The organism is Microbacterium fluvii (genome assembly GCF_025515205.1).
Taxonomy (GTDB): Bacteria; Actinomycetota; Actinomycetes; order Actinomycetales; family Microbacteriaceae; genus Microbacterium; species Microbacterium fluvii.
Window position 1 is genome coordinate 233939 of the sequence record NZ_JAOPFX010000004.1, and the last position, 22096, is coordinate 256034.

The 22096-nt window shown below is 69.8% G+C and carries 20 protein-coding genes and 1 pseudogene; 12 read left to right on the plus strand and 9 right to left on the minus strand.

Features of this window, described 5'->3' with window-relative positions; genetic code table 11:
• Positions 1-5: 5 nt before the first annotated feature.
• Positions 6-1472, plus strand: a complete 1467-nt coding sequence (purF, locus tag OAW74_RS14870) for an amidophosphoribosyltransferase (RefSeq protein WP_262875178.1) — start codon at positions 6-8, stop codon at positions 1470-1472.
• A 315-nt stretch (positions 1473-1787) separates the two neighbouring features.
• The gene (locus OAW74_RS14875; RefSeq protein WP_262875179.1) at positions 1788-2177 is read left to right on the plus strand and encodes a TIGR02611 family protein; all 390 of its coding nucleotides are present in this window, start codon (positions 1788-1790) and stop codon (positions 2175-2177) included.
• On the opposite strand, the gene OAW74_RS14880 is transcribed toward OAW74_RS14875, so the two are convergent.
• Positions 2167-2733 carry a DJ-1/PfpI family protein gene (locus OAW74_RS14880; protein WP_262875180.1) on the minus strand — a complete coding sequence of 189 codons (567 nt, stop codon included), beginning with the start codon at positions 2731-2733 and terminating at the stop codon, positions 2167-2169. The genes OAW74_RS14875 and OAW74_RS14880 overlap by 11 nt on opposite strands.
• Before the next feature lie 107 nt (positions 2734-2840).
• On the opposite strand from OAW74_RS14880, the gene OAW74_RS14885 reads away from it, so the two are divergent.
• Positions 2841-3635, plus strand: a complete 795-nt coding sequence (locus OAW74_RS14885; protein WP_262875181.1) for an IclR family transcriptional regulator — start codon at positions 2841-2843, stop codon at positions 3633-3635.
• A 9-nt stretch (positions 3636-3644) separates the two neighbouring features.
• On the opposite strand, the gene OAW74_RS14890 is transcribed toward OAW74_RS14885, so the two are convergent.
• A complete protein-coding gene (locus OAW74_RS14890; protein WP_262875182.1) occupies positions 3645-3827 on the minus strand; it encodes a DUF3073 domain-containing protein in 183 nt (60 codons plus the stop codon).
• A gap of 160 nt (positions 3828-3987) precedes the next feature.
• Between OAW74_RS14890 and OAW74_RS14895 the strand changes: the two genes are divergently transcribed.
• Positions 3988-4524 carry a universal stress protein gene (locus tag OAW74_RS14895; RefSeq protein ID WP_262875183.1) on the plus strand — a complete coding sequence of 179 codons (537 nt, stop codon included), beginning with the start codon at positions 3988-3990 and terminating at the stop codon, positions 4522-4524.
• 45 nt (positions 4525-4569) lie between these two features.
• Here the strand turns inward: OAW74_RS14895 and OAW74_RS14900 are convergent, their stop codons facing one another.
• Positions 4570-5181: a PadR family transcriptional regulator gene (locus OAW74_RS14900; protein ID WP_262875184.1), complete on the minus strand. Its 612-nt coding sequence runs from the start codon at positions 5179-5181 to the stop codon at positions 4570-4572.
• Positions 5181-6074 carry a DUF4097 family beta strand repeat-containing protein gene (locus OAW74_RS14905; RefSeq protein ID WP_262875185.1) on the minus strand — a complete coding sequence of 298 codons (894 nt, stop codon included), beginning with the start codon at positions 6072-6074 and terminating at the stop codon, positions 5181-5183. The genes OAW74_RS14900 and OAW74_RS14905 overlap by 1 nt, the downstream gene beginning before the upstream one ends.
• A 147-nt stretch (positions 6075-6221) precedes the next feature.
• Between OAW74_RS14905 and OAW74_RS14910 the strand changes: the two genes are divergently transcribed.
• The gene (locus OAW74_RS14910; RefSeq protein ID WP_262875186.1) at positions 6222-6989 is read left to right on the plus strand and encodes a MerR family transcriptional regulator; all 768 of its coding nucleotides are present in this window, start codon (positions 6222-6224) and stop codon (positions 6987-6989) included.
• Positions 6990-7134: 145 nt separating this feature from the next.
• On the opposite strand, the gene OAW74_RS14915 is transcribed toward OAW74_RS14910, so the two are convergent.
• Positions 7135-7299, minus strand: a complete 165-nt coding sequence (locus tag OAW74_RS14915; RefSeq protein WP_262875187.1) for a hypothetical protein — start codon at positions 7297-7299, stop codon at positions 7135-7137.
• A 163-nt stretch (positions 7300-7462) separates the two neighbouring features.
• Here OAW74_RS14915 and OAW74_RS14920 point away from each other — a divergent pair, with 163 nt between their 5' ends.
• The 5 genes and pseudogenes from OAW74_RS14920 to OAW74_RS14940 all read left to right on the plus strand — a co-directional run.
• Positions 7463-7732, plus strand: coding sequence for a Rho termination factor N-terminal domain-containing protein (locus OAW74_RS14920; RefSeq protein WP_262875188.1), 270 nt, complete (start codon positions 7463-7465; stop codon positions 7730-7732).
• Positions 7732-8697: a DNA topoisomerase IB gene (locus tag OAW74_RS14925; RefSeq protein ID WP_262875189.1), complete on the plus strand. Its 966-nt coding sequence runs from the start codon at positions 7732-7734 to the stop codon at positions 8695-8697. The genes OAW74_RS14920 and OAW74_RS14925 overlap by 1 nt, the downstream gene beginning before the upstream one ends.
• 23 nt (positions 8698-8720) lie before the next feature.
• A complete protein-coding gene (locus OAW74_RS14930) occupies positions 8721-9173 on the plus strand; it encodes a fluoride efflux transporter FluC (protein WP_262875190.1) in 453 nt (150 codons plus the stop codon).
• The gene (locus OAW74_RS14935; protein ID WP_262875191.1) at positions 9170-9547 is read left to right on the plus strand and encodes a fluoride efflux transporter FluC; all 378 of its coding nucleotides are present in this window, start codon (positions 9170-9172) and stop codon (positions 9545-9547) included. The genes OAW74_RS14930 and OAW74_RS14935 overlap by 4 nt, the downstream gene beginning before the upstream one ends.
• Positions 9548-9611: 64 nt before the next feature.
• Positions 9612-12699 (plus strand): annotated as a pseudogene (locus tag OAW74_RS14940) (efflux RND transporter permease subunit); the annotation flags it as partial.
• A gap of 842 nt (positions 12700-13541) precedes the next feature.
• Here the strand turns inward: OAW74_RS14940 and OAW74_RS14945 are convergent.
• Genes OAW74_RS14945 through OAW74_RS14955 form a run of 3 tightly spaced genes read right to left on the minus strand, consistent with a single transcriptional unit; the run spans position 13542 to position 16558 of the window.
• On the minus strand, positions 13542-14639 hold the full coding sequence (locus tag OAW74_RS14945; RefSeq protein WP_262875192.1) for a hypothetical protein: 1098 nt from the start codon (positions 14637-14639) through the stop codon (positions 13542-13544).
• A 60-nt stretch (positions 14640-14699) separates the two neighbouring features.
• Positions 14700-15608, minus strand: coding sequence for a hypothetical protein (locus OAW74_RS14950; RefSeq protein WP_262875193.1), 909 nt, complete (start codon positions 15606-15608; stop codon positions 14700-14702).
• Positions 15609-15661: 53 nt separating this feature from the next.
• Entirely contained in the window at positions 15662-16558 is an 897-nt protein-coding gene (locus tag OAW74_RS14955) for a hypothetical protein (protein WP_262875194.1), read from the minus strand.
• A 253-nt stretch (positions 16559-16811) separates the two neighbouring features.
• Here OAW74_RS14955 and OAW74_RS14960 point away from each other — a divergent pair, with 253 nt between their 5' ends.
• Both OAW74_RS14960 and OAW74_RS14965 read left to right on the plus strand, forming a co-directional pair.
• Positions 16812-18893 carry a DEAD/DEAH box helicase gene (locus tag OAW74_RS14960; RefSeq protein WP_262875195.1) on the plus strand — a complete coding sequence of 694 codons (2082 nt, stop codon included), beginning with the start codon at positions 16812-16814 and terminating at the stop codon, positions 18891-18893.
• 204 nt (positions 18894-19097) lie between these two features.
• Positions 19098-19895 carry a serine hydrolase gene (locus OAW74_RS14965; protein ID WP_262875196.1) on the plus strand — a complete coding sequence of 266 codons (798 nt, stop codon included), beginning with the start codon at positions 19098-19100 and terminating at the stop codon, positions 19893-19895.
• A 6-nt stretch (positions 19896-19901) separates the two neighbouring features.
• Here the strand turns inward: OAW74_RS14965 and OAW74_RS14970 are convergent, their stop codons facing one another.
• Positions 19902-22010, minus strand: coding sequence for an intein-containing Rv2578c family radical SAM protein (locus OAW74_RS14970; protein WP_262875197.1), 2109 nt, complete (start codon positions 22008-22010; stop codon positions 19902-19904).
• Positions 22011-22096 lie beyond the last annotated feature (86 nt).

Consider the following 22096-nt stretch of genomic DNA (forward strand, 5'->3'; position numbering starts at 1 on the left):
ACCCCATGTGCGGCATCGTCGGAATGGTCGGCAACGGCCCCGTCAACCAGGAGATCTACGACGCCCTGCTGCTGCTGCAGCACCGCGGGCAGGATTCGACCGGCATCGCGACGGCCGAGCCCAATGGGGTCTTCCACCTCAACAAGCAGCGCGGGCAGGTCCGAGAGGCCTTCCGCACCCGCGACATGCGGGGGCTGCTGGGCAACATCGGCCTGGGGCACGTGCGCTACGCGACCAAGGGCACGGCCTCGAGTGAAGAAGAGGCGCAGCCCTTCTACGTCAACGCGCCCTACGGCATCGTGCTCGTGCACAACGGCAACCTCACCAACACGCGTGAGCTCACCGACGAGCTGTTCCACAAGGACCGCCGGCACCTGAACACGAGCTCCGACACCGAGCTGCTGGTCAACGTGCTCGCCAACGAGCTGCAGGGCTCGATCTCGGGGCTGCAGCTCGACCCCGAGCAGATCTTCACCGCCGTCTCGCGCGTGCACGAGCGCGTCGAGGGCTCGTACGCGACGATCGCGCTCGTCGCCGGCTACGGCCTCCTCGCCTTCCGCGATCCGTTCGGCATCCGTCCCCTGATCCTCGGCACGCGCCCCGCGCTCGACGGCGAGGGCTACGAGTGGATCGTCGCGAGCGAATCGCTCGTGCTCGAGAACGCCGGCTTCGAGATCGTGCGCGACGTCGAGCCCGGCGAGGCCGTGTTCATCAGCATCGACGGCAAGCTGCACACCAAGCAGTGCGCGAAAGACGCCAAGCTCATGCCGTGCTCGTTCGAGTACGTCTACCTCGCCCGCCCCGACAGCGAGATGAACGGCATCTCGGTCTACGAGGCGCGGCTGCGCATGGGCGAGCGCCTGGCCGACACGATCGCGAAGTACACCCCGGCCGGCGCCATCGACGTGGTCATGCCGATCCCCGACTCGTCGCGGCCGGCGGCGATGCAGGTGGCCCGCAAGCTCGGCATCGAGTACCGCGAGGGCTTCTACAAGAACCGCTACGTCGGCCGAACCTTCATCATGCCCGGGCAGGCGGTGCGCAAGAAGAGCGTGCGGCAGAAGCTCAACGCTATGTCGAGCGAGTTCAAGGGCAAGAACGTGCTGCTGATCGACGACTCGATCGTCCGAGGCACGACCTCGAAGGAGATCATCCAGATGGCGAGGGATGCCGGCGCCAAGACGGTCACGTTCGCCTCTGCCGCGCCGCCGGTGCGGTACCCGCACGTCTACGGCATCAACATGCCCTCGCGGCACGAGCTCGTCGCCCACGGGCGCACGATCCCCGAGATCGCGCAGGAGCTCGGCGCCGACTACATGGTCTACCAGGAGATCGACGACCTGAAGGCCGCGATCCTCGAGGGTTCGCCCGATGTCGAAGACCTCGATATGAGCTGCTTCGACGGCCGCTACGTGACCGGCACCGTCTCCGAGGAGTACCTCGCCTGGGTCGAGGGCACCCAGGAGTCTTGACCCGGGTCAAGGTCGCCCTTCGATACGCGCCACTGCGCGGCGCTACTCAGGAACCGTAGGCCGCGCAGCGGCCGTATCGAGACCCACCCCACCTCGTTTCGTCTCGCTGCGCTCGCTCAACGCCCGGGGGTTGTCCCCGTCTCGCTGCGCTCGCTCAACGCCCGGGGGTCGTCCCCGTCTCGCTGCGCTCGCTCAACGCCCGGAACGAACAACCCCGGGCGTTGAGCGAGGGAGCGCAGCGACCGAGACGAAACGTCGCGGCCGAAGCGCGCCGGCTCCCAGCCCGTTCCCCGGGTCGGGCGCTAGCGTCGGGTCATGTCGTCTGAAACCGCCTCGGCCCTCGAGCGCACCGTGCGCGCAGAGATCGTCGAGGCGGAGCGGCCCGATCGGCCGATCCGGCGGATGCTGCGCCGCTGCCGCGCGTGGATCGCCCGGCATCCGCGCCTGCAGCACGCCTATCGCGTCGCTGTTGCGATCGTCGGCACCGTGATGGTGCTCGGCGGCCTCGTGCTGGTGCCGCTGCCGGGGCCAGGGTGGCTCGTGGTGTTCCTCGGCCTCGCGGTGCTGGGCACCGAGTTCCACTGGGCGCACCGCCTGTCGAGCTGGCTCAAGCGCATGCTCGACCGGTTCTGGGCGTGGTGGCACGCCCGGCGCGCGCGCCGGGCGGCGGCGCGCCGAGCGCAGCCGGCGACCGTCAGGCGCTGACCTTCGCGCCCTCGAGCACCTCGAGGAAGGCCTTCATCCACGTGCCGTTGTCGGGCCAGGCCCGCGCGGTCACGAGGTTGCCGTCGACGACTCCGCCGCCGTCTTCGAAGACGCCGCCGGCGGTCGTCACGTCGATCGCCAGCTCGGGGTACGCCGACGACGTGCGCCCCGCGAGCACGCCGGCCGCGGCCAGCAGCAGCGGGCCGTGGCAGGTCGCCGCGACCGGCTCATTGCTCTCGAAGAAGTGCCGCACGATGCGCTGGGCGTCGACGTCGTTGCGGATGTACTCGGGTGCGCGGCCGCCGGGCACCACGATCGCGACGTAGGCGGCCGGGTCGACGTCGGCGAAGGCGACATCGGCGTTCCATGTGTGCCCGAGCTTCTCGGTGTACGTGTCGAAGCCGTCGACGAAGTCGTGCACCACGAACTGCAGCTTGCGCTTCTCCGGGGCGCCGATGTGCACCTCGTACCCGGCCTCCTGCAGCCGGTGATACGGGTAGAACACCTCGAGGGTCTCGGCGGCGTCGCCGGTGAGGATCAGGATCTTCTCGGTCATGGGTCGTTCCTCTCTGAACAGGTGACCCGATCCTGCGCGCGGGCGACGGCATCCGCGCACTGAGATTCTCACTCAGCGCGAAACGCGCCCGGATCTACACTGGCGGCATGGGCGCAGAGTCGTCTCGCGAGGGCGCGGGGATCCGGTCGGCCGACCGCGTGCTGCGGATTCTGGATGCCGTGGGCAGAGCGGCAGACGGACTCACCGCCGCCGAGCTCGCGCGCCTGCTCGACCTGTCGCCCGCGACGACGTATCGCCTCATCGGCACACTGCAGGCGCACGACTTCATCGTGCGGGCCGAGGGGGCGAGGTTCGTGCTGGGGCGTGCCGCCGACGGGCTCGGGCGCGCCGTGAGGTCGCAGATCGTGGCGACCCCTGCCGTGCGCGGCGTGCTCGAGGTGATGCGCGACGATGCCCGCGCTCCCGCCTACCTCACGGTGTTCCGCGGCGACGACATCGCGATCGCGCACGTCGCCGACTCAGCCGCCCATCCGCGCATCGGCCAGCTGCACGTGGGCTTCGCCGAGGCCGCGCACGTCACGGCGTTCGGCAAGCTCATGCTCGCCGCCCGCGACGACGACGGGGTGCGTCGCTACCTCGAGCGCCATGGCGCGCCGGCCGTCGCGTTCGGCTCGGTCACCTCCGAGCGGGCGCTGCTCGACCAGCTCGACGAGGTGCGGGCGCTGCAGATCGCCGTGGAGGTGGAGGAGTACATGCCGAAGCTCGCCTGCATCGCAGCTCCCGTGCGTTCGGCGAGTGGGCGAACGATCGGAGCGGTGTCGCTGTCGACGACGGCCGACGACTTCCGCTCCCGCGCGCACGATCTGGAGAAGATCGTGCGCCGAGGCGCATGGCACGTGTCGAGCCGCCTGCCCAGAGACCGGGCAGTGCGAACGACGTGACCGGTGGGGTCAGGCCTTCTCGTCTTCGTACTCGTCGGCGTACTGATCTGCCCACTTGTCGACGTACTCGTTCTCGGCGTTTTCCGGGTGCCCCAGTTCGCGCTCCAGCGCTGAGTAGTTCACGTTGTACGTGTCGTACTTCAGTTCGCGAGCGATCTTGGTGTGCTTCGCCTTCTGACGGCCACGCCCCATGCGAGACCCCCTCATTTCTGAGATGCGGGCTTTCGTGCGAGCCCGCTGACGTCGATCCGGCTTCGAGGCCGGTAAGAGTAGCATTCAGGATAACACGGCGGTCTCCCGGCCCGGCTTGGGTGGGCCGATCGCCACACCGGAGAGGGAGTGTTCCGCCGATATGAGCGACGAGGCATACGACAAGGCGGCGGAACTCGCTGACGCCCCCCGCGGATCGGTGCTGGTGGGCGTGGTGCCGGGTCTTCCGACCCGCGTGGTCAGAGAAGGTGCGCGCTACGCGAAGCTGCTCGGGGCTCCGCTTCTGCTCGTCCATGTCGACGTGACCCGGTTCGTGACCTACGAAGACCCCGACGGCTATGTGCACACGGCGCCGATCGACATCAGCGTCGGAGGCGGCGAGAGCGACCTGCAGCGCGTGCGCGCCGAGGCCGCCGCGACCCTCGAAGGGTCGGGCGTCGAGTGGACGGTGCGCCAGCTGGTCGGCGACCCCGCTCTCGCGATCAAGCACCTCGCCGACCAGACCGACGCGAAGCTGCTGGTCATCGGCACCCGCAAGCGCGGCTTCGGCGAGTCGATCCGCGAGTTCTTCACCGGCTCCGTGGCCGCGCGCCTCGCGCACCGCCAGCACCGGCCGATCCTGGTCGTGCCGCTGGGCGAGCCCGTCGCCGACGATCAGGACATCTGGCCGGAGGCGTGAGACGCCGCATCCGCCCGCCGTCGGGACGAGCGGATGCCGCAGGCCTCAGCCGCGCAGTGCCCTCGTGACCTCGCGCGCGGCCTCATCGAGGCGCCGGGCCAGGTCGTCGACCGTCTCGGCGGCCAGCTGACCGCCGCGGGCGACGTGCGTGCGCACATCGCTGCGCAGCCGCGCCCGGAATTCGTTGACCACGGCGTCGACCCGATGCACCTGCTCGCGCGAGCGCGTGCGGGAGTCGTCGGATGCCGCCGGCTGCGGCTGCGGAGCCGCACGGTCGGCCTTCGCGGCGGCGGCGAGGTCGGCGCGAAGGCTCTTCATGGCCTCCTGCACGCCCGCACGCACGCCGTCGGCGATGAGCCGCACACTGTCGGCCAGACCCGCTTCGATGCCTTCGAGCTCTCCCGAGCGGGCCGCCACCTCGGCGCGGCCGGCGTCGGTGATCTCATAGATCGTCTTGCGACCGTCGACGGTCTTGGTGACCATGGCCTCTTCTTCGAGCTTCGCGAGCCGCGGGTAGATGGTGCCGGCGCTGGGAGTGTACGTGCCGCCGGTGCGATCCGACAGGGCCTGCATGATGTCGTACCCGTGCCGCGGACCCTCGTCGAGCAGGTTCAGCAGATAGAGGCGCAGGTCGCCGTGGGAGAAGACGGGGGCCATCACCAGGCCTGCCCTTCGTCGCCGGCCGTGTCGGACGAGCCCTCGACGGGTGCGCCCTCGACGGGGGTCGGCTCGGATGCCGCCTCCACCGCGCGCCGCAGCACGGTCACGTCGCCCGACACCGAGTTGGCCCGCACGTCGACGAACGATCCGCTGAGCTCGCCCACCGAGTCGGCGTAGTTGGTGGGGGTCGAGGTCGACCGCTTGACCCCGTCGATCTGCACCCGGCCGCTCACGCTGCGCACGACGTAGTTGGCCGGCAGGCCCTCGTCGAGGCGGATCGTGGTGCCGCCCGACACGGTGTTGAGGTTGATCGTGTTGATCGGTCCGCTCGTGTCGATCATCATGTCGCCCGAGACGGTGTCGATCGAGGCGCTGCGCAGGCGACCCGCGAGAGCCACGTCGCCCGAGACCGAGTTGGCGCCGGCCGCGCCGACGACGCCGCGCGCCTGCACATCGCCGGAGACGGCGTTGACGCTGAGGTCGCCGGTGAGGCCGTCGACGATGATGTCGCCCGAGACGGTGTTGAGCTTGGCGTCGTTGTCGAGGCCGGCGACGAGCGCGCTCGCGGTGACGACGCCGAGGGTGAGGGCGATGGAGCGGGGCACGGCGACGCTGACCTCGGCCTTGGGGCCGCCTGAGCCGAAGTTGCGGAACACCTCGAGGAAGTTGTCCCACCGCAGCTGCGGGTGGTCGATCTCGACGACGTCTCCGGTCGCCTCGACGCGGAGGTCTTTGATGGTGACGCCGTGCACCTCGATGCGGATGCCGGGCTCGTCGTGGGCGATCACATCGACCTGCCCGCCGACGAGGCTGATCTTGAGCTTGCGTGCCGTCTCGATGTCGATGACGCGCGTCTCGCCGGGGTGGATGATCCACTTCTCGAGAGTCATGAGTTCTCCTGGGTTCTGGTGAAACACGATATATCGCGTTGAAGGAAGACTAACACGATATATCGCGTCTTCGTCAAGAAATCCGTCAGGATCGGGTTGACCTTGACGTGACGTCAAGTTCTAGGGTCGATCTCGAAGGGAGACGACATGACCGACGAGTGGTCGATCCAGCACATCGCGCGACTGGCCGGCACGACGAGCAGAACGCTGCGGCATTACGGCGCGCTCGGGCTGCTGCATCCGTCCCGCGTCGGCCACAACGGCTATCGCTACTACGACCAGACGAGCCTCGTGCGCTTGCAGCGCATCCTGCTGCTGCGCGAACTCGGGCTCGGCCTGCCGCAGATCGGCGAGGTGCTCGAGCGCGAGAGCTCGGAGGCGAGTGCCCTGGAGACCCACCTGGCGTGGCTGCGCCAGGAGCAGGAGCGGCTGACGCGGCAGATCGCGTCGGTCGAACGGACCATCGAGGCAGTGAGAGGAGGTGAACGACTGATGGCAGAAGACATGCTGAACGGCTTCGACCACACGCAGCACCGCGACGAGGTGACCGAGCGCTGGGGTGCAGAGGCCTACGAACGCAGCGATGCGTGGTGGCGCGGAATGGATGCTGCGGCGAAGGCGGATTGGAAGGCCCGCACGGCCGAGCTGAACCGCGACTGGACCGACGCCGTCGCACGCGGCATCGAACCCACGAGCGACGAGGCGCAGGCGATCGCGCGCCGGCACGTGGAGTGGCTGACCGGGATCCCCGGCACGCCCGCCGCCGCCGGCACGCCGAGCGACGTCGCCGCATACGTGCGGGGGCTGGGCGAGATGTACGTCGCCGACCCGCGGTTCGCGGCGAACTACGGCGGGGTGGAGGGAGCCGCATTCGTGCGGGACGTCCTGGCCGCCTACGCCGACGCGCACCTGTGAGCACCCAGGTCGCCGAGCCTGTCGAGGCGTTGCATCCGCCCCGACAGAGGGATGCCGCGGGTCCGAAATCCGGACTCCGCGGCATCCGCGCTCTGGGGGAGCGCTTTCCGATCGCTTGGGGGCCGATCGGGGCGCCTGCTGGGGGTCAGGCGCGATTGCGTCCGCTGATCAAGCGGAACAGGAACGCGATCAGCGCGATCACACCGACGATCAGGGCGACCCAGAGCAGCCACTGCAGGGATGCGTTCAGGCCGCTGACGATGGCGATGACGACCGCGACGACGATGATGATGATCAGAGCAAGGTTCATGCTCCGACATTGACATGTCCGGTCGCGCCTGAGCAGGGGGTTGAATCCTCTCGGCCGCGGTGCTAGCAGCGCGGGCTATCGGTGGCCTCCGAGCCTGTCAACCCCCTCGGCCGGTGCGCCAGGCGCCGGTAACGTCCGGAACGTCGAGCGAAGGAGGGGAAACATGCCTCGAGGACGTGGATCCGGGAGCCTCAAGAACCCCGAGCTGTACGAGGAGCTGCGCAACGAAGGCGCATCGAAAGAGAAGGCCGCCCGCATCTCCAACGCCATCGCGAACGAAGGGGCGTCGGCGGTCGGCCGCAGAGGCGGCAAAGCGGGCGACTACGAAGACTGGACGGTCGACCAGCTACGCAGCCGTGCGCGCGAGCTCGGCCTGAGCGGGTACTCCGGAAAGCGCAAGGCGCAGCTCATCGACATGCTGCGCACCCACTGATGCCGCGACTGCGGCGGGTGCACCCCGACGAAGACCCCGGATTCCGACGCGTGCGCGCCGGCACAGGGTTCCGCTACCTCGACGCCGATGGTGCCGCACCGGCGACGGCCGATGCCGACCGCATCCGAGATCTCGTCATTCCGCCCGCATGGGACGACGTGTGGATCAGTGTCGACCCGCTCGGGCACATCCAGGCCGTCGGCACCGACGAGGCGGGCCGGCGCCAATACCTCTATCACCCGCGCTGGAGGCAGAAGCAAGACACCGGCAAGTACGCGCGGGCCCTCGCGCTCGCCGAGGCGCTCCCGCACGCCCGCGGCCGGGTGACGACGGCGCTGCGCCGGCCCGAGCTCGACCGGGAGCGCGTGCTCGCGGCGGCGTTCCGCATGCTCGACCTCGCCGCTCCCCGCGTGGGGTCGGCCCGCTACCTCGAGCGGTACGGCAGCCGAGGCCTCACGACGCTGCAGCGGCGCGATGCGCAGGTGGCGGCCTCGGTCGTGACGCTCTCGTTCCCGGCGAAGAGCGGCCGGCGGGCGTTCATCGAGATCGACGACGGCGACCTCGCCGCGACGATCGAGCTTCTCGGTGCCGGGCGGCCTCGCTCACGACTGCTCGCGTATCGCCGTGGGCGGCGCAACGTGGCCCTGACGCCCGCCGAGGTGAATGCGCACGTGCGGGCGCTGACCGGCGGACGCTTCACGGCGAAGGACTTCCGCACCCTCCGCGGCACGATCCTCGCCGCCGATGCCCTGGCGCGCATCGGCACCGTCGACACCAAGACAGACCTCAAGCGTGCCGAGCAGCTCGCCGTGCGCGCGACCGCCGAAGCGCTGGGCAACACGATCGCCGTCGCGCGCGGCAGCTACATCGACCCGAGAGTGTTCGCGGCCTATCGCAAGGGCAGGCTGCTCGAACTCGGCGTCTCGCCCGAGTCGGCGATCCGCGCGCTGCTGGGGGAGCACTAGATCGGCGCCGTAGAGTCTGAGCCGTGACCACGACGCCGATCTCGCCCGCCACGCTCGGAGTCGTCGTGCTGGGAGGGATGCTGGGCGTCGCCGTCCGCGCGGCGATCGTGCCGTCGATGGGCGACGATTTCGAGGTGGCGGTCGTGGCGACGATGATCGTGAACATCGTGGGCTCGGGACTGCTCGGCGTCGTCGTCGGCCGACTCGACGATCGCAGGCCGCTGGTGCGGGCCTTCCTCGGCACCGGGGTGCTGGGGGGATTCACGACCTACAGCGCATTCGCCCTGCAGACCGTGGTCGTCGGCACCGCGATCCGGATCGACGGACCACCGGAGCCTCCGGCCGTTCTCCTCGGGCTCGGACTGGCCGCGCTCACCGTGATCGGCGGACTGCTCGCGGCGGCCACCGGAGTCTGGGTCGGGCGGCGGCTTGCCGATGTGCCGGGTGAGATCGAACCCCCGGAGGATGCCCGGTGATCGACCTGACCTTCGTGGCGACGGTATTGGCCGGCGGCGCCGGTGCCGGCCTGCGGTACGTCGTCGACGCGCTCGTCATGCGCGGACGCCCAGACAGGTTCCCCCTCGGCATCTTCCTCGTCAACGTCACCGGCTCGTTCGCGCTCAGCCTGCTGCTGGGGCTGGAGCTCCAACCGGTGTGGAACTCGGTGATCGGCGTCGGACTACTGGGCGGGTACACGACCTTCAGCGCGGTCTCGGTCGAGACGGTGCTCCTGATCCAGCGGCGCCGGCGCCGGCGGGCGCTGCTCAACGCGGTGGGCACGCTCGCGGCGACGGTCGCGGCCGTGGGTCTCGGAGTCCTCCTGGGCCTGCTCATCACCGTGGGATACTGAGACCCCGATACATTCGCGTATCGGTCGGTCCCGCAGCATCCCTGCCCACTCCTCGAAGGCACCCGTGTCGAACCTCGCCGTCCTGAGCCTGAAGAACCGCGCGCTCATCGCGCTCATCACGATCGTCGCCGCCGTGTTCGGCGGCCTCGCGCTGACCAACCTCAAGCAGGAGCTCATCCCCTCGATCGAGTTCCCGCAGCTGTCGATCCTCACGACCTACCCTGGCGCGTCGCCCGACGTCGTGAACAACGACGTGTCGACGCCGATCGAGACGGCGATCCAGGGCATTCCGGGGCTGGAATCGACCACCGCAACGAGCACGACCAACGCGTCGATCATCACGGCGTCGTTCACCTACGGCACCGATCTGGCCACGGCCGAGCAGAAGATCACGCAGGCCATCAACCGCATCTCGTCGACGCTGCCCGACAGCGTCGACCCGAACGTCGTGTCGTTCTCGATCGACGACCTGCCGGTGATCGCGCTCGCCGTCACGGGCTACGACGACGCCCAGACCATCCAGGCGCAGCTCGAGGCGAGCGTCGTGCCCGACCTCGAAGACGTCGACGGCGTCAGCGCCGTCGCGATCGTCGGCGGTCAGGGTCAGCGGGTCACGATCGTGCCCGACCAGGCCGAGCTCGCCAAGGCCGGGTACACCCAGGCCGCCATCACCGACGCCCTCGACCAGAACGGCGTGCTCTTTCCCGGCGGCACCGTCACCGAAGGCGACCAGACCCTCACTGTGCAGACCGGCACCAAGCTCACCTCGGTCGACGAGGTCGCGAACCTGCCCCTCGTGCCGAGCTCTGCCGCGCAGCTCGCCGGCGGAGAGGTGACGATCGGCGACGTCGCCGAGGTCAGCCTCGATGAAGACCCGATCACGTCGATCTCTCGCGTCAACGGCGAGCCCGCCCTGACCCTCTCGATCACGAAGCTCCCCGCCGCCAACACCGTCGAGGTGTCGCAGGGCGTCGAGGCACTGTTGCCCGACCTGCAGGATGCGATCGGCGAAGACGCCGAGTTCACCGTCGTCTTCGACCAGGCGCCCTATATCGAGCAGTCGATCGAGGCGCTCGCGCAGGAGGGTCTTCTCGGCCTCGCCTTCGCCGTGCTCGTGATCTTCGTCTTCCTGCTGTCGGTGCGCTCCACGCTGGTCGCGGCGATCTCGATCCCGACCAGCGTGCTCATCACCTTCATCGGCATCCAGGCGTTCGGCTACTCGCTGAACATCCTGACTCTCGGTGCCCTCACGATCGCGATCGGGCGCGTCGTCGACGACTCCATCGTGGTCATCGAGAACATCAAGAGGCACTACGTCGGCGATGCCGACAAGAAGACCGCGATCCTGCTCGCGGTGCGCGAGGTCGCCGCCGCGATCACCGCGTCGACCATCACGACCGTCGCGGTGTTCCTCCCGATCGCCTTCGTCGGCGACATGACCGGTGAGCTGTTCCGGCCGTTCGCCCTCACGGTGACGATCGCCATGACCGCGTCGCTGTTCGTGGCCCTCACGATCGTGCCCGTGCTGGCGTACTGGTTCCTCAAGCCCGGCAAGCCGCTGCTCGACGACGAAGGCCGCCAGGTCGACCCGGAGGATGCTGCCGCGGCGCCGTCGCGCCTGCAGAAGGGGTATCTGCCCATCCTGCGCTGGACGCTCAAGCACTCGTGGGTGACGCTGATCCTGGCCGTGCTCGTACTGGCCGGCACCGTCGCCGCGGCGCCCTACATGAAGACCAACTTCCTGGGTGACTCGGGGCAGAACACCTTCACCGTCACGCAGGACCTCGGGGCCGCCCCGAGTCTCGACGCGCAGGACGCCGCGGCCGCGATCGTCGAAGAGGCGATCATGGGCGTCGACGGCATCGACACCGTGCAGACCTCGATCGGCTCGAGCGGCTCGGCGATCCGCGACGCGTTCGCCGGAGGCAGCGCGGGCATCACTTACTCGATCACTACCGACCCCGAGGCCGACCAGGTGCAGGTGCGCGAAGACGTGCAGACGGCGGTCGCCGACCTCGATGACGTCGGCACGATCACGGTCTCGGCCGGCCAGGGCGGCTTCGCCTCGAGCGACATCGAGATCGACGTGACCGCCCCCGACGCCGACACCCTCACCGATGCGACCGATGCGGTCGTGGCGGGCATCGAAGACCAGGAGGGCGTGGGCCAGGTCTCGTCGAACCTGTCGGAGTCGCTGCCGTTCGTCTCGGTGACCGTGGACCGCGACGAGGCCGCGTCGCTCGGGCTGTCGGAGGTGGCCGTGGGCGCCCTCGTGTCGAACACGATGCAGCCGCGTGAGATCGGCACGGTCGAGATCGACGGCACGGGCCTGACCGTCTACCTGCAGGCCGACGATGTGCCGCAGACGATCGACGAGCTCAAAGACCTCGAGATCGCCAGCGCCACCGGCATGATCCACCTCGACGAGGTCGCCACCGTCGAGCAGAGCGAGGGCCCCACGTCGATCACGACGCAGCGCGGTCAGCGCACCGCCACCGTCACGGTGACGCCGTCGACCGACGACCTCACGACCGCCTCGTCGACGGTGTCGACCGCACTGGCCGACATCGACTTGCCGACCGGAGCCGATGCCGAGGTCGGCGGTGTGGTGTCGCAGCAGCAGGACGCGTTCTCGCAGCTCGGCCTTGCGATGCTCGCGGCGATCCTCATCGTCTACATCGTGATGGTCGCGACCTTCAAGTCGCTGCGCCAGCCGCTGCTGCTGCTCGTGTCGGTGCCGTTCGCGGCCACCGGAGCGATCCTGCTGCAGATCGCCACCGGCGTGCCCCTCGGCGTCGCATCGCTCATCGGCGTGCTCATGCTCATCGGCATCGTGGTGACGAACGCGATCGTGCTCGTCGACCTCGTCAACCAGTACCGCGAGAAGGGGCTGTCGGCTCACGACGCGACCCTCGCCGGTGGCGCGCGACGACTTCGCCCCATCCTCATGACGGCGCTCGCGACGATCTTCGCCCTGACGCCGATGGCGATGGGCATCACCGGTCACGGCGGCTTCATCTCGCAGCCGCTCGCGATCGTCGTGATCGGCGGCCTCATCTCGTCGACCGTGCTGACGCTGCTCGTGCTGCCGACGCTCTACAACCTCGTCGAGGGCGCCAAGGAGCGTCGCGCCGCGCGTCGCGCCGCGAAGTCGGGCGCCGTCGCCGAGTCGGCGCCCGCGCTCGAGCCGGAGCTCGCGCTGGCGGGTGCGGGTGCGGCCGCCGCCGCCGGCGGTATGCCCGCGACGCGCCGCGAGCGACGGATGCTCGAGGCGGCCGCGACCGGCGGTGTGCCGATCGTCGCCGCCGCGCCGGTGGTCGACGGGCCGGTGGTCGACGGGCCCGTGATCGAGGAGGGTCCCGACATCGAGGTCCCGCTCGAGGCGGAGGCGCCCGAGGGCGCGGCCGACGGCGTCGACCAGCAGCCGGCCGCGGATGCGGCGGTGGCCGAGGAGTCGGTCGCCGCAGAGTCGTTCGAAGAGCCGTCACAGGTCGAGATGATCGACGAGGGCCCCGACATCGAGATGCCCCTGGAGCCCGAGGAGGCCGTGACCGAGGAGACTTCGGTCGATGATGCTCCTGTGGAGGAGCCGGTCGTCGAGGAGGAGGCTTCCGATGAAGCGCACTCCGATGAAGAGCCCTCGGAGGGGGCGCCTTCCCGCGACGAGGCTTCCGACGAAGAGGCCGCCGAATCGGAGCCGGCCGCGCACGACGAGCCTGCCGATGAGGCGCTCGAAGAGTCCGCCGAGGATGTCGCCGCCGACCAGGAGTCGGCCGAGAACGCGCCGTCGTCTGACGACGAGCCGGTCGAGGAAGCGCCGATCGAGGAAGCGCCGACCGAGGGCGAGCCGGCCGAGGACGAGTCCGTCGAGAACGAGCCGGCTGAAGGTGAGCCGACCGAGGGTGAGCCGACCGAGGACGAGCCCGCCGAAGACTCAGCCGACGAATACTCCCCCGACGAGTGGGCCGACGGCGACCACCGCGATCAGTGAGTCTCAGGGGGCGGGTGCGACAGCATCCGCCCCCTTCTCGTTGGCGGTGACGCCGACGAACCGGATGAACACCGAGATCCACGCGAAGATCAGCCCGAACACGATGATCTCGAACGCGGTCAGGCCGAAGTAGCCGACCACGAACAGCACCGCCGACACGACGACGGCGCCGAAGAAGCCCCAGCTCGCGGCGAAGAACGCGGCGGGCATGCCGCGCAGCAGCCGCTGCGCCCACACCAGCAGCACGAGGAACACGATCGCGGTGCCCGTGGCAGACAGATTGTGGATCAGCAGGTTGACGTCGACCGGCACGATGCCGACGCCCGCCAGCAGCACGCCCATGATCACGAACATCGTCGAGACGATCTTGGGGCTGTCTTCGCGTGAGAGCAGGCCACGGCCCACGAGTCCGCGCAGGTCGTTCGAGACGTACACCGCGAACGTCGTGACAAGGAGGCCGCCGATGATCAGGGTGGCGTTGAAGACGTAACTCGAGATCGCATCGAAGGTGCCCAGGTGGCTGAAGTGCACCGTCCACCACTCGGGATCGGGCGTCGTGACCATCGCCGTGAGCGCGCCGATGAGGATGAAGGCCATGAGCAGCGACGACATCCGCTGCGTCGTCATGCGCGACACCGACACGTAGGTGAGGTGGAAGGCCAGCAGCAGGGTCACCGCCATCAGCACCGCCGACCAGAACGGCACCATCGTGAGCCCGACGAAGGCCAGGCCCAGCACGATGAACAGCGCGAGCGCGCCGAGCGTCGCGAGCACGACGTGCACGAGCACGACCGAGATCGTGTTGACGGTGAACTTCCATGGGGCAAGGCCCAGGCGCCACTCCTGGCCCGGCGCTCGGCGGGAGCGCCAATAGCCGGTGCCGGCGGCGACGGCGGCGACGAGTCCTGCGGCGATCGCCGCCAGATCGCCGAACGACCACGCCCCGGAGATCGGCAGGCTCGGCCAGACGTAGGCCGAGACGAGTCCGAGCAGCGCTCCGATCAGGGCGGCACCCCCGGCTCCGCCGAGCGACTCGTTGACGACGCGCAGTGTCGGGGCGGCTGCGGGAACCGAGGCGATCGGTGCGGTGGGGCTGGTCATGGCGCCGAGTGTAGGGCTGCATCCTGGGGCGGATGCGGCAGCATCCGCGCGACGCGCCGGTCAGGGCAGGGCGGGCTCGAACTCCAGCGCCACGGCGACGCCGTGCTCTTCGATGAGGTCGTCGGGGAACACGGCGTGCGCGGTGTGGCGGCCCCCGTCGAGCACGAGCTCGACGTCGTAGGCGAACGGGAAGCCGCCGAGGGCTGCGGCGTCTTTCGCCGGCCCGTCGGGGCCGTCGAAGAAGACGGCCCCTTCTGCCTCGCACTCATTCGACGAGCGCTGCGCCTCGAAGGTCATGGACGCTCCGTTCGCCGCGGTGACGGTGATGGTCGCCGCCGCGTCGGTCGGGGTCTCGGCGAGGTTCGAGACGGCGAGTTCGAGGCCGTAGGAGTCGGGCGCTCCGTCGTGATCGGCGATGAGAGCGAGGCTCGCCTCGACGGACGGCAGCGGCTCGTCGATAGGGGTGGTCCACCGCAGCGTCGCCGCCATGTCGCCTGTGCCGCTGCCGCCGGCGAACAGCTCGATGCGATAGTCGCCGGCAGGTCCGCGCGGCGTGACCTGCCACCAGCCGTCGCCGAGCTCGGTCGTCACGGCCTGCACCCAGCGGCCGGAGCAGTAGTCGCCGCCGCCGCTGAACTGGCTCACGCTCAGCGTGTCGAAGCTCGCCACCGGCACGAACACGAGCAGCTCGTCGGGAGAGCCGACCGAGGGCGGGTCGGGGTCGACGCCGTCGACGCAGCCGCCCGCAGCGCAATAGGTCACCGGGTCGAGGTGCAGCTCGGTCTGGCCGTAGCGGACGACGAAGGCGCCGGGCCCCGGCGGTGCATCCTCGTAGCGCTCGCCCCCGACGATCGTCTCGGTCGGAGTGGGCGCGGCGCCGGGCGGATCGACGAGCGGCCTGGCGGACGCGCAGGCGCACAGCATCCCGATCATCGCGATCGCGATGGCGATGGCGGCGGGTCGGCGCATGGGCTCTCCTCGGGGCGCTCTCATCTGAGGGTGTCGCGGCCGGCGGGTTCGTCTCAGGGCAGAGGCCGGTCGAACTCGAACTGAACCAGGGGATCGCCGCCGGAGTACTGCGCCGTGCCGGTGTAGGTCTCGCCGTCGATCACCAGCTCGACGTCGTAGGCGTAGGGGAGGTCGCCGAGCTCGGCGACCGCTGCGGTCTCGGTGAAGGGCACGACCAGGAAGAACGACAGGTCGAGGCAGCCGCCGGTCGGCTCGGGCTCGAAGGTCGCGACGGCGCCGCCGGCCGCGGTGATCGTCACGGCCGCCGACACCTCGGCGGGCATCGGGTACAGGCTGCGCAGCTCGATCGAGAGGTCGCCCGCCTCGAGCCCCGTGTCGGTCTCGGAGACCAGGCTCATCCACGCCGTCGCCTCCGGGAGCTGTTCGGCGTCTTCGGTCGTGGTCAGCTGCACGGTCGCCGTCATGGTGCCGAGCGGCGAGAACGGCCCGGTGCCTGGGCCGGACGAGGCACTCAGCTCGATCGCGTAGTCGCCGGCCGGGCCCGTGGGTCGGATCGCCGTCCACCCCGACCCGAGGTCTTCGATCTCGGGCTCGACGGTGGGTCCGAGGCAGTCGTGGGCGACCTCGCCGCCGTACTGCGTGGCGCTGAGGTACCAGCCGGCGATCGGCACGAACACGAAGATCTCGTCGGGGCTGCCGAGGCCGGGCGGCTCGACCTCGTCGGTCCCGCTGTCGTCGTCGACCGACCACTCGCTCGGGGCCAGCCGCACCTCGGTGTCGGCGGTGCGCACGACGAAGCTCTCGGGCGCCGACGAGACGTCGCCGCTGATCTCGGTCGCCGCCGGCGTCGGCACCGGAGCCGGCGCGGGGTCGAAGCGCGGGGCGGGGCTGCAGGCCGACAGCATCCCGATCATCGCGACGACGACGGCGATACGGATGCGGCGGTGCATGCCCCGACCTTAGCGGCGGCCTCACAGGGGGTTCCGGTAGACTCGACGGGTCGGCTCTGGACACCGCACCACGGTGCGGATGGGTTTGTGAGTCCAAGGGGCCGATGGTGAGCGTCGATCGACGCACATGAACCATCACTGAATGGCCCCCGGCCGACGGTAGTCCGGGTTACTCCATGCCGCATGCGCGGCCGCGCTGGCGCGCGTTCGAGGAGTGCTGTTCTCACGCGAGAAAACCCAGGAAGACACCACCATGCCCAAAAAGCCCGCAGGCAGCCGAGCTCAGAGCTTCGAGCCGCGCTACGCCAAGAAGAGCAGCACCGACCGCTTCCGCCAGGCGGCCCCCAAGGCCGGCAGCAAGAGCCCCAAGCACCGAGGCTATCGCCCGGAAGAGGCGGATGCTGCGCCCAAGAAGCGCTGGACCGCACAGGAGCGCGCCGGCCGGGACGAGGCTCGCAGCATCCGTTCGCAGGGTCGCAGCGACCGTCCCGCTCGGTCGTACGACGACCGCCCGGCGCGCGACGACCGCGCGGGTCGCTCGTACGCCGACCGCACGCCGCGCTCGTTCGATGACCGCCCGCGTCGCGAGTACGGCGATCGCCCTGCTCGTCAGTTCGACGACCGCAAGCCGCGTTCGTTCGATGACCGTCCTCGTCGGGATGACCGTCCGTCTCGGTCGTTCGACGACCGCAAGCCCCGCTCCTACGACGACCGCCCGCGCCGCGAGTACGGCGATCGCCCTGCCCGTCAGTTCGATGACCGCAAGCCGCGCTCGTTCGACGACCGTCCCCGTCGCGATGACCGTCCCGCTCGGTCGTTCGACGACCGCAAGCCGCGTTCGTTCGATGACCGTCCTCGTCGCGATGACCGTCCCGCTCGGTCGTTCGACGACCGGCCCCGCCGCGACGACCGCCCCGCTCGGTCGTTCGACGACCGCAAGCCGCGCTCGTTCGATGACCGCCCCCGTCGCGATGACCGTCCCGCTCGGTCGTTCGATGACCGCAAGCCGCGCTCGTTCGACGACCGCCCCCGCCGGGGCGAGCGCCCGAACCGGTCGGATTGGACGGCCGACGCCAAGAGCAAGGCGTTCGAAGATCACGTCGACGTCGTGCACGAGCGTCTGCAGGCCGAGGCCGTGCAGGCCGAAGAGGTGTCCGAGACGACCTTCGCCGACCTGGGGCTCGGCGACAACATCGTGCGCACTCTGAGTGAGCTGGGCGCCGCATCCCCGTTCCCGATCCAGGCGGCCACGATCGGTCCGATCCTCGAGGGCAAAGACGTGCTGGCCCGCGGCCGCACCGGCTCGGGCAAGACGATCGCGTTCGGCGCGCCGCTGGTCGAGTCGATCCTGCGCGCGCAGGCCGGCCAGCGCCGCGAGTTCGGCCGCAGCCCGAAGGCACTGATCCTCGCTCCGACGCGCGAGCTCGCACTGCAGATCGACCGCACGGTGCAGCCGATCGCCCGCAGTGTGGGCCTGTTCACCACCCAGGTCTACGGCGGCGTGCCGCAGGGACGCCAGGTCGGTGCGCTGAAGAAGGGCGTCGACATCGTGATCGGCACGCCCGGCCGCATCGAAGACCTCCAGGCACAGGGCAAGCTCGACCTCTCCCAGGTGCGCATCGTCGTGCTCGACGAGGCCGACCACATGAGCGAGCTCGGCTTCCTCGAGCCGATGCAGCGCCTGCTGCGTCTCGTTCAGGACGGTGCGCAGAAGCTGCTGTTCTCGGCGACCCTCGACCGCGAGGTCGCCGCTCTCGTCGACGAGTTCCTCGTCGAGCCCGCTGTCTACGAGGTCGCCGGCGAAGACCAGGACTCGGGCACGATCGACCACCGCGTGCTGGTGATCGACCACCGCGACAAGGCCGAGATCCTGACGTCGCTCGTCGACCGCGAGGGCAAGACCCTGGTGTTCGCCCGCACCCGCGCCTACGCCGAGATGCTCGCCGAGCAGTTCGACGACGTCGGCATCCGCGCGGTCGCGCTGCACGGTGATCTCAACCAGGCAAAGCGCACGCGCAACCTCGAGAAGCTCACCTCGGGCCGTGTGAACGTGCTCGTCGCCACGGACGTCGCAGCCCGCGGCATCCACGTCGACGACATCGATCTCGTGATCCAGGCCGACGCGCCCGACGAGTACAAGACCTACCTGCACCGCTCCGGCCGCACCGGCCGCGCGGGCCGCAGCGGCACGGTCGTGACCCTCATCACGCGTCAGCGCCGCCGCCGCATGACCGAGATGCTGGAGCGTGCCGAGATCGATGCGCCCTACGACGAGGTGCGCATCGGCGACGACCTGCTCGAAGAGCTCAGCGGCCGTCAGGTCAACCCCGTCTGAGTCCGAGCTCAGCGCCCGAGCGGCACCGATTCCTCCGAGTCGGTGCCGCTTTCGCGTGCGGGCGCCGGCATGCTCAGGCGTCGGACCGGCCCCGGCCGACCGCCACACTGGCCCCGCTGGGGCACTCGAGCCCCCGGCATCCGACGGATGAACCGTGTTCCACGGGTGTGACGGCGGGCGGATGCTGCCGCGTACAGTGGCCCGGTGAGTGATTCCGTGCGCTGGAGTGTGTTCGCGACGACCCTCGGCGAGCGGCCGCAGGTGATCGCCGAGCTTGATGCCGATGCGGAGCTGCCTTCGGCGAGTGCCGCCAAGATCCTGGTGCTGCTGGCGGCCTCGGCCGGCGTCGAGGATGCGCAGCTGCGGATCGACGAGCCGCTCGACCGCCGACGCGTCGCCCCGGTCGGCGACTCGGGACTCTGGCAGCATCTCGCGTCCGATGCGCTGCCGCTCGGCGATGCCGCGACCCTGGTCGGCGCCGTCTCGGACAACCTCGCCACGAACGTGCTGATCGATCGCCTCGGCGGGGTCGACGCGGTCGAGGCGGTCGCGGTCGAGATGGGCATCGAGGGTGTGCACCTGCACGACATCGTGCGCGACGGGCGGATGCCGCAGCATCCGCCCGCCCTCAGCACCGGCACCGCCCGGGGCTACGCGACGCTGATGAGCCGGCTTGCGATGGCCGACGGCATCCGCCCGGCCGTCGCCGATCGCGTGGTCGGGTGGCTCGCCGCCGGCACCGACCTGAGCATGGTCGCCGCCGCGTTCGGGCTCGACCCGCTCGCCCACACGGCGCCCGATCGCGGCATGGCGCTGGTCAACAAGACGGGCACCGACGAGGGGGTGCGCGTCGACCTCGGCCTCGTGCGGGGGCCGAGGGGCGTCGTCGCCTATGCGTCGCTGGCGCATTGGCAGCCGAGTGCGGGCGACCCCGAGCGCGACGCCGTGCTCGAGAGCATGCGCACACTCGGCGCGCAGGTAAGTGCGGCCGTCGGCGGCTGAGGGTCGTCAGAACAGTCGCGCCGGCGCCTCGCCGAACGCCACGGGCGCCCTGCCCGTCGTGCGCACGGCGGCTCGCGCGGCCAGCCCCGAGATCGGCGCGCGCCGCGGTCCCTCTTCTTCGTCGCTGCCGTCGAGGCCGTGCACCCGCAGCAGCGGGCGCACGCGCTTGGCCAGCCACGAGCGATACGCCTTGGGGGCGGTCGCCGTGACCCCCGGGTAGAGCCCCCGATACGACGAGACGAGTTCGGGGTGCTCGCGCTCGAGCCATTGCAGGTACCACTGCTTGGCGCCCGGTCGCAGGTGCAGCGCACCGTAGACGACCCGAACGGCTCCGGCGGCCTTGATGCGCGCCAGGGCGTGGTCGATCGCGGCGATCGAGTCGGTGAGGTGGGGGAGGATCGGCATGAGGAACACCGTGACCCTGAATCCGGCTTCGGTCGCCGCGCGCACCGTCTCGAGCCGCGCCGCGGCGCTCGGCGTGCCGGGCTCGACGAGCTTCTGCAGGTGATCGTCGAACACCGCGATCGACATGGCGAGCGTGACGTCGACGGCGGATGCGGCATCCACCAGCAGCGGCAGATCGCGCCGTAGCAGCGTGCCCTTCGTGAGGATCGAGAACGGTGTGCCGGCGTCGGCGAGGGTGCCGATGATCTCGGGCATGAGTCGGTAGCGGCCTTCGGCGCGCTGATACGGATCGGTGTTGGTGCCCAGCGCCACGGGCTCGCGCTGCCATGCCGGCTTGGCCAGCTCGCGCCGCAGCACATCGGCGACGTTGACCTTCACGACGATCTGGCTGTCGAAGTCGTGCCCTGCGTCGAGCTCGAGGTACTCGTGCGTGCCCCGCGCGAAGCAGTTGTGGCTGATGACGCCGTTCGCGATGAAGTCGCCGGTGCCGGTGGTGATATCCACCATCTCGATCTCGGCGCCGAGGTCTTCTATCGAGACGACGCGCAGGTCCGCCACCGTCTTGACCGCGGTCCCGACGATGTCGAGCTTTCGAGTGATCGCCGGTTCACACGCGTCGAAGACCCGTTGCCGGACCGGCAGTCCACCGACTACGCGGACCGCGCGAACGCCGTTGGCTCTTGCCGGCTCCACGACGTGGGGAACGCCGAGTTGTGCCAGTGCTTCGCACATGAGGTCGATGAGCTCGGGATCCTTGTTCGAGATGCGCAGAGCGCCCTGCGAGCAGGAACCCTCGGCGTCGAAGATCCCGGACAGGAAGCCCGTGCGCCACGCGTGGCTGCGGTTCAGTGGCACCTCGATGATCTGTTCGATCGCGGCGACCGACGACCGTGATCCGGTGTGCAATGCGGTCATCTCTCGGCGGGTACTCGACGCAGGGGCGAAGGGTCGCGTGTGGGTCGCCACGCCTTCCGCGAGCAGGTACTCACGACTGCGGTCCAGCGCCTCGACATCCGCCAGCGCCAGCCGGAACATGTGGATCTCACGGACGCGGCGCTCGTCGGGGTAGGCCTTGTGGAAGATCATTCCGTCGCCACGGATCATCCCGCACAGATACCCGCGTCGGAACTCGGGATCGGTGCGATCAGGGGCGGCGGGAGCACCGGAGATCCCGAACCCCATCAGCCGGTTGTTCACGGTGAGGTAGGCGCGCTGCTCGGGTCCGGTCATCTTGCCGGTCACATATTTCCACCCGCGTTCGGTGAGAAAGCGGTGGTCTCCGCTTGCGGTGAGTTCGGTGCCGTCGGCGAGCGTCACGCGGTGCGCGCGCTTCACGGTGCGCCACGCCGCCCTCACCGTCGTGCGCACATAGCGGCGATATGCGCCGCGCTGCTCGGTGCCGATGATCTCGTCGCCCACCAGGAGCGACCCGATCGGCACCTGCCTCCCGTCGGCGCGGAGCACGAGAGTGTCGGGCGCCACGCAGTAGGAGCATGCATGAGAGCAGCCCCGGTAGGGGTTGATCGTCCAGTCGAACGGCATCGCCGACTGCGCGGGCACGTGGTTGAGGGCGCTGCGGGCCATGACCTCGTGGAAGACCATGCCGGCGAACTCCGGAGTGCGCACCGAGCGCACGAAGCCGCCGTAGGTCTCCAGGCCCGGCAGCGCGGCGGCATCCGCCGCGCTAACCTGCTGACCCTGCCACCGCATGCGAACAGTAGAACAGAGATACGAATATGAGTCAAGCTATCCGAAGGTGAGAATCGAACGGCACCGCGGGTGCCCGCCGGGTTCCG

Bases quoted from the DNA above. Each gene is read 5' to 3' on its own strand.
- OAW74_RS14910 (WP_262875186.1), top strand. From the start codon at position 6,222: ATGACCGACGAGTGGTCGATCCAGCACATCGCGCGACTGGCCGGCACG.
- OAW74_RS14885 (WP_262875181.1), top strand. From the start codon at position 2,841: ATGGGCGCAGAGTCGTCTCGCGAGGGCGCGGGGATCCGGTCGGCCGAC.
- purF (WP_262875178.1), top strand. From the start codon at position 6: ATGTGCGGCATCGTCGGAATGGTCGGCAACGGCCCCGTCAACCAGGAG.
- OAW74_RS14925 (WP_262875189.1), top strand. From the start codon at position 7,732: ATGCCGCGACTGCGGCGGGTGCACCCCGACGAAGACCCCGGATTCCGA.
- OAW74_RS14960 (WP_262875195.1), top strand. From the start codon at position 16,812: ATGCCCAAAAAGCCCGCAGGCAGCCGAGCTCAGAGCTTCGAGCCGCGC.
- OAW74_RS14970 (WP_262875197.1), bottom strand. From the start codon at position 22,010: ATGCGGTGGCAGGGTCAGCAGGTTAGCGCGGCGGATGCCGCCGCGCTG.
- OAW74_RS14890 (WP_262875182.1), bottom strand. From the start codon at position 3,827: ATGGGGCGTGGCCGTCAGAAGGCGAAGCACACCAAGATCGCTCGCGAA.
- OAW74_RS14950 (WP_262875193.1), bottom strand. From the start codon at position 15,608: ATGCGCCGACCCGCCGCCATCGCCATCGCGATCGCGATGATCGGGATG.
- OAW74_RS14895 (WP_262875183.1), top strand. From the start codon at position 3,988: ATGAGCGACGAGGCATACGACAAGGCGGCGGAACTCGCTGACGCCCCC.
- OAW74_RS14920 (WP_262875188.1), top strand. From the start codon at position 7,463: ATGCCTCGAGGACGTGGATCCGGGAGCCTCAAGAACCCCGAGCTGTAC.
- OAW74_RS14880 (WP_262875180.1), bottom strand. From the start codon at position 2,733: ATGACCGAGAAGATCCTGATCCTCACCGGCGACGCCGCCGAGACCCTC.
- OAW74_RS14905 (WP_262875185.1), bottom strand. From the start codon at position 6,074: ATGACTCTCGAGAAGTGGATCATCCACCCCGGCGAGACGCGCGTCATC.
- OAW74_RS14900 (WP_262875184.1), bottom strand. From the start codon at position 5,181: ATGGCCCCCGTCTTCTCCCACGGCGACCTGCGCCTCTATCTGCTGAAC.
- OAW74_RS14955 (WP_262875194.1), bottom strand. From the start codon at position 16,558: ATGCACCGCCGCATCCGTATCGCCGTCGTCGTCGCGATGATCGGGATG.
- OAW74_RS14915 (WP_262875187.1), bottom strand. From the start codon at position 7,299: ATGAACCTTGCTCTGATCATCATCATCGTCGTCGCGGTCGTCATCGCC.
- OAW74_RS14875 (WP_262875179.1), top strand. From the start codon at position 1,788: ATGTCGTCTGAAACCGCCTCGGCCCTCGAGCGCACCGTGCGCGCAGAG.
- OAW74_RS14945 (WP_262875192.1), bottom strand. From the start codon at position 14,639: ATGACCAGCCCCACCGCACCGATCGCCTCGGTTCCCGCAGCCGCCCCG.